The following is a 6000-nucleotide window of genomic DNA, read 5'->3' as shown; positions in this document are numbered from 1 at the left end:
GGCCGCGACGTCTGCTTCGGTGGTGGTGTACTGCGCGGTGCAGTCCATGATGCCGCCCGGTGGGANGGTGGTCGCCGGGCAGGTGATCGGCCCGAGCCTGTCATCGACCACCGCTATGTTCGACAGCTCCTCGGGGCTTCCGCCGAAATTTATCAGCCGGTAGGTGTAGGTGATTGTCTGGCCGGCTCCGGTGAACTCGGCCGGGCTGGCGAACTTGAAAAATGACAGGTTCGGTGACTGGGNAAATGCGGCCGCCGTCGTGAATGAGAACATTGCGCCACAGATCAGTAGCACTACAATAACCTGCGCGAGTAGGCGGCCGAACAGGCTCGGACCACTCCCGGGTCGGGCGGAATGCCCGCAGAACCGTGCCACGGAGAATTTCGGGCGAATCATGCGACTGACCTCGGAGTTGTGCTTCGAGCCGACAACCGGACTGCGAAGAGGCTAGTGAACTGTCCTCTCCTTCCAATGCAGGTGGCGGGTCGTGGCGTGTCATGCGAAGCGGTAATCCGTAGGTGGCCATTTTTCGACCTACCGTGACCGATCGCTCGGAAGTGGTCATCTTGTGGCCACCAAATGTAAAGCGACGCGCGCGTGATGATGCGCCGGTCCAGGTGATTGCGGTCCAGGTGATCGCGGAAGTGTCCCCCCGCATATGATCGACAGCTTGTGGGTGAAAGCAAAGGCGGGTGGCACGAACGACGGCGGCGCGGCGATGGTCTGCTGAACCTGATGGCAGGTGGTTCTGGAAAGGGCGCTCCGGGCCGAGATGACCGGTCATCTCGGCCCTTCCGGCAGGGGCGGCTGTCCGGAGAAATGTGGCGCCTCAGTGGCTCCTGGGCCACCTTCGACGCAACCTGCAGTTCACGCCGACATCGGCGTCGTTGACGGACCTGGTGGAACGCTGGTTTCCGGAGCTGGCCAACCGCAAGCAGCGTCGACCGGCGCAGCGGTCGGTCGTCGAACTCGAAGCCGACATCCGGCGGTGGTCCAACGCCCGGACGTTGACCGCAGCCGTTCGTCCGGGCCAAGACCGCGGACGAACGGCTGGAGACCCGCGCCGCGTACAGCCGGCGAATCGATGAACTCAGGACACTGGACACATGGGGTCGTACTGTGTCACGCTTACACCCGTCCCAGGCTGACGAGTCGCATGGAACAACCAAGTTCGACGCGGGTAAATCTCATGCTTCACCTGCCAGTGGCGCGCTGCGACGTCGACCTTTGTGAACACTGCGGGAATTGCTCGCTCAAGTTTATTCGGTACTGGACTCGCAATTTTCGGTCACAAAAGAGGGTGCTGAACTATGAATATCACCCGACGGAACATCGCCCGAGCCACAATTGGAGCCTGTGGTCCGGTCGCACTCATCGCCGGCTCCTCCTTTGTGGCACCCGCCGAAGCCGCGCCGACGGTGACGTGGATGGATTGCACAATTTACTCCTATGCGCCGGATGTCTACAATGGAAAAGTTCGCGGTGGAGGCGGTATGAATTGCGACGCCGGCCACCCCGGCGTTTTTCACACGTACCTTGATAAATACAACTCCAACACTGGCCAGTGGGTCGAGTCGGCGCACAACAGCTTCACGACATCAAATGCATCTGTCCAGCTGGACGCGCTTGCCGGTTGCCCTGGGGGGCCAGGTCTGTACCGGTCGCGCACATGGTTTGACGCCGTCAACTACTACGATGAACCGGTAGCAGTGACCGGCGGCGTGACTCGTACCTGCTAGTAGTTTCCGCTTCACGAACGGGGCGAGCGGCTCTGTTGCGTCGGCGGTAGCTGCCGGGAAGCGGACTCCGCCGATGCAACAAAGCCGCTGCACGTGATTGGCGCTGCGGGAGGCCGTAGGGCGGAGTACTCCAGCGGCGCTGCTGCATTCCGGGGACGCTGGGCACGCCAGCGGCCAGGGCTGCGTCATGCTCGCGTTTTGATCGGTTCTGTGGGTAGATCGCCGCTGACAGCGGTCTGTCCCGGTTGTCGGCGGAAGCCGTGAAGGTCGAGTGCGGCGTCGGCGACGGTGGCCGGAACAGGGCGAGGACGGCGGGACCGCGGCCGGTCCGGCTGGTGCCGGCGTCCTCCTCGGAGGTCACGTCGCGGACGTAGTGCTGACTGACCTCGGGTGCCACTGGGCCGTGGGCGAGATCGGCCAGTAGCGCGNGGCTGACCTGGCGACATCGCCAGCGCCTTGGCGGAAGCGGAGTCCGCCGACACGACGGATCTGTACCACTCGCTCCAGCTACGCCTGGTCTATCTTCATGATCAACATGGCAAGGGTCGACCTGAAGATCGGCGAAGGTCGCCACGGGTAATGGATTGTGTCCGAGGGGGGACTTGAACCCCCACGCCCGATAAAGGGCACTAGCACCTCAAGCTAGCGCGTCTGCCATTCCGCCACCCGGACAAGGTGTGGTTCTGGGCTGCTCGCCCGCACCGGAGATGACTCTACACGGTCGCGCGGGTGACTGACGCTACGCCCGACCACCAGCGGATCAAGCGCAGGTCGTGACTCCCTGTCGGCCTGCCCCGGCGGGGGCCACGGGCCACCGCTACCCGTCCACGCGGATGCGGACGGTCGGCGGTGCGCCTGGGTGGGACGGTCAGGAGGAGCCGATCGCCGCGGTCGCGGCCACGCTCGCGCCGATCGCCGCGGTCGTCGCTGCCTGGGCTTCCTGAAGGACGCGCGTCACGACCGGCGCGACCGGCGTCACGTTCGTGGCCGTGGCTATCCGCTCCTTCGCGTGTCTGCGGTGGGCGCGGTCGGGGGCCACGACTTCGAGGAGGCGGGACGGCCCGGCGAGCGCGAGCAGTGCGGCGGTCCGGGGGTCGAGCGGGCCGCTGCCGCGTGCGGCTTCCCGGGCCCGCCGCAGCACGTCGTCGCGCAGATCGGCGCGCAGCACCGGATGGCGGGTGACCGGGAACAGCAGTATCCGCCGCCGTTCCCGTCCGATGATCTTCTCTTCGGTGAGACGGTCGGTCACCGCGGTCCACACCCCGCCCAGGGCTTTGTCCAGCCCGCGTAGCTGGTCGGCGGCGCGGCGGCCTTTCACCTCGCCGATCGCTCGGTGCGCCGCGGCCAGCAGCGGGTCGGCCGGCGGTCGCCCCGCTGGCCGGAACCTCTTGCCGTCCACGACGACGCCGTCGGCGAGGCCGAGTTCGGCGATGAGCGCGCCGCTCAGGCTGATGGTCAGCGGTTGCCGCGACGAGTTCACCGTCGAGCCTTCGACCGGGTCGAGGGCGAGCAGAAGCAGTTCCTCGGCGATGAGCATGGTCAGCCCCCAAGATGGTTTCGGTCTGCCGCCGCTGGCGGTGACGGCGACCGGCCGCTCGGCGTCTCCGGCAGCCGCGACCGAACGGCCGCCGCCCGCCCACCGTGACACGGTGGGCGGGCGGCGTATCCGGACCGGCGTCGTGGTCTGGCGTCAGTAACGGCCGCCGGCTGTCGTGTGGTTCCGCGGCCGCCGCCGAAACCGCCGCAGACCCCGTGCCGCCGACCGGTCGGCCGCGTTCACGTCACGCCGGACCTCATTGCGGAGCCGTCGTAGCAACCTCATTGTTTCCTCCTCGGGCCTCGTCGTGTCCTTCGTCCCGCATGGACCTCGTCGTCCTGTCGTCGACCTGAACCCGACATGCCCGCCCTGCCGCCCTTAACACACCATCTCCGATTGTCTTTCTGTTGTGATGCCGCCCACCGGCGTAGGACGGTCCTCGGGGGCCGCCCGCGCTCAGCCGCCGTCGGGTGTGGTCAGGGGGCGCCATCCAGCTGGAGGAGAGGACGCGTCGTCTTCGGCCGACAGGCCGGCCGAACGATCCGTGTCCGTGTCCGTGTCCGTCTCGGTGCCGAGGCTCTCGTCGGCGTCACGCTCGGGACTTGCGGTGGACTGGTCGGACTCCTGGACCGCGGGCTGCCGCTCCGGCGCTGGTTCGCCCGGAACACCGCTGGGAGGCGTCGGTCGGAGTTTCTGCGCGAAGTCCGCCAGCTGGTATTCGTCAAAGAGATCGATGATCTGGTCGGCCAGCATCCGGCGCAGTTGCGCATCGTCGGTGAGGCCAGCGGCGTCCAGCAGGCTGTCGAGGTGGCTGACCGCGGTGTCGGGAGTGCGTTGGAAGGGGATGGCGTTCAGGTGGTGGGCCTCCGGGTCGTCGTCNCCGTCAGGATCATCGGCCTGGGGGAGGGGTTCCGGGGCTGGTGGGAAGGCGAGCTGGCGAAACCAGTCGGGCAGGTCGTGGTTGTTCGCGGCGGCGGAGAGCCGGGCGAGCTGGTGCAGATCCCCAACCGTGCGCTCAACGTGATGGTCGTTGCGGGCCAGCCACCACACGACCGTGCTGCCGATGTCCTTGAGCACGTCGTCGGCGAGGTACTGACGCCTGGTCTGCTCCCACCGCCATTCGTACTTCCAGACTTCCTCGTCCTTACGCATCTCCGCCAGGCGGTCGAGGCGTTCCTGATCCCCCCGCGAGAGGACGAGCTCAATGTTGTCGGCCATCACCAGCAGCTGCCCGGAACGGTCGCGCTCCAGGCCGCCGAGCCGACCGCCAAGCTCCTGTTCCACGAACGACGCGCCGGCGGGGGAGCGGTGCTGGGTCACCAGCCGGGCGCGTTGGACGATCGCCTCGCATGCGGCGCCTGCCTGGTTGCCGAGCATGCCTGCCTGAGCGGGCTCGTATACCGCCCATCGCACCGTCGCCGACAACAGGAAGTCGTAGTCCGCGGTGTCACTGGGCACCCGGACCGCGCTCAGCCGGAGCTCGTGTGGCCTTGCCGGTGGCGGCGCGGGGGCGGGAACGGAGAATGCGGGGCTGCTGCGGGGGGCGAAATCCCGCTGCCTCGCCTGGCGCAGAATCAGGTATCCGGCGGTAAGCGCGGCGAGCGCGAGTAGCACCGGAACCGTGGACCAGGACGGCCGGCCCCAGAAGGCGATCAGAATGACGACCAGGCCGCCGCCGACGACGAGCATGGCCACGACGGTTCCGCGGCGGATTGGCACGGTGATGTCTCCTCACACTGGTTCTCGGGTCAACACGCCCCGTCGGGCGGCGCGGATCTTCCGCCGCAGCTGTGCGGTGAGGTGGCCGCGCGCCGGGAGCGCGTCGGCGCCCGCGGCGTCCGCCCAGGAGCAGGCCACCCCGTAGAGCCGGGCCAGCAGGGCTACCTGGCGGTCGCAGGAGACCACCAGCAGCTCAAGGAGCACCTCGCGATAGCGCTGGGAACCGGCCGCCGCCTCAAGCCAGCTCTCGACCCGTTCGTTCCAGAGCACCTGGTCCTCGACCAGTACGCCGCGCCAGCAGGCCGCCAGGTGCTCGCGGACGGCCAACTCGTCGAGGAGCNGGCGAGCGACCCGGTCAGGAGCGTCGGTGAGACCCGCCGGGGCGGACAGCGTGAGGAAGAGCCCGGTGTCGACCTCCCAACGCGCCCGGTCAGGCATCTTCCCCTGCCTGAAGGTTCNGGCGAGCCGTTCGAACATCTGCCGTCGCAGGCTCTGGGAACCGGCGACCGTCCGTAGTAGTGCCGCGTAGGGTGAAGCCATGCCGCGGTGGCGTCGGGCAAGGTGGTGTAGTCGCACCATCGCCTNGTCCGAGTGACGTTCCGCCATCACCTCCGCACACATTTCGACNAGAATCCGCACCAGGCACGGGTGCAGCTTTGATTCGATGGACCAGTAATAGATCCTCTGCCGGAACGTCACGGCCGCGTCCTTATGGGACAAACCATGGCGGAGAACATGGCTGGCGGCGCGTGCACCTGGATCGTCGACCTGCCCGGTTGCCCATTTCTGTACATGCCTCATAAGGACCGAGAAGTCGTCCGGATAGCGCTCCAGAACGCACTGGTCGACGACTCTCGCGGCGAGTTCCGCCNGGCTGTCATCCGATATCCCGGGTGATCGGGCCAGCTGATCGATCCAGTTGATCNGATGTGGCCGCAGATCGGGCCTGCTGTTCCAGAAGTGCTCCCGGATCGTCGTGTCATAGCCGAGTTCGAGAAAACTGAC

General features: G+C 67.0%; 2 protein-coding genes and 1 tRNA gene. 1 reads left to right on the top strand and 2 read right to left on the bottom strand.

Going from position 1 to position 6000, the window contains the following annotated elements:
* The first annotated feature begins 1310 nt into the window (after window positions 1-1310).
* Window positions 1311-1739, top strand: coding sequence for a hypothetical protein (locus UG55_RS29235; protein ID WP_157901547.1), 429 nt, complete (start codon window positions 1311-1313; stop codon window positions 1737-1739).
* Window positions 1740-2326: 587 nt separating this feature from the next.
* Here UG55_RS29235 and UG55_RS23080 read toward each other — a convergent pair.
* Window positions 2327-2411 (bottom strand) — tRNA-Leu (locus UG55_RS23080).
* A gap of 196 nt (window positions 2412-2607) precedes the next feature.
* Window positions 2608-3276 carry a GPP34 family phosphoprotein gene (locus UG55_RS23075; RefSeq protein WP_066072955.1) on the bottom strand — a complete coding sequence of 223 codons (669 nt, stop codon included), beginning with the start codon at window positions 3274-3276 and terminating at the stop codon, window positions 2608-2610.
* Window positions 3277-6000 lie beyond the last annotated feature (2724 nt).

This window comes from Frankia sp. EI5c, assembly GCF_001636565.1.
Taxonomy (GTDB): Bacteria; Actinomycetota; Actinomycetes; order Frankiales; family Frankiaceae; genus Parafrankia.
The sequence above is the reverse complement of the archived record's forward strand: the minus strand, read 5'-3'. Positions and strand labels throughout refer to the sequence as shown.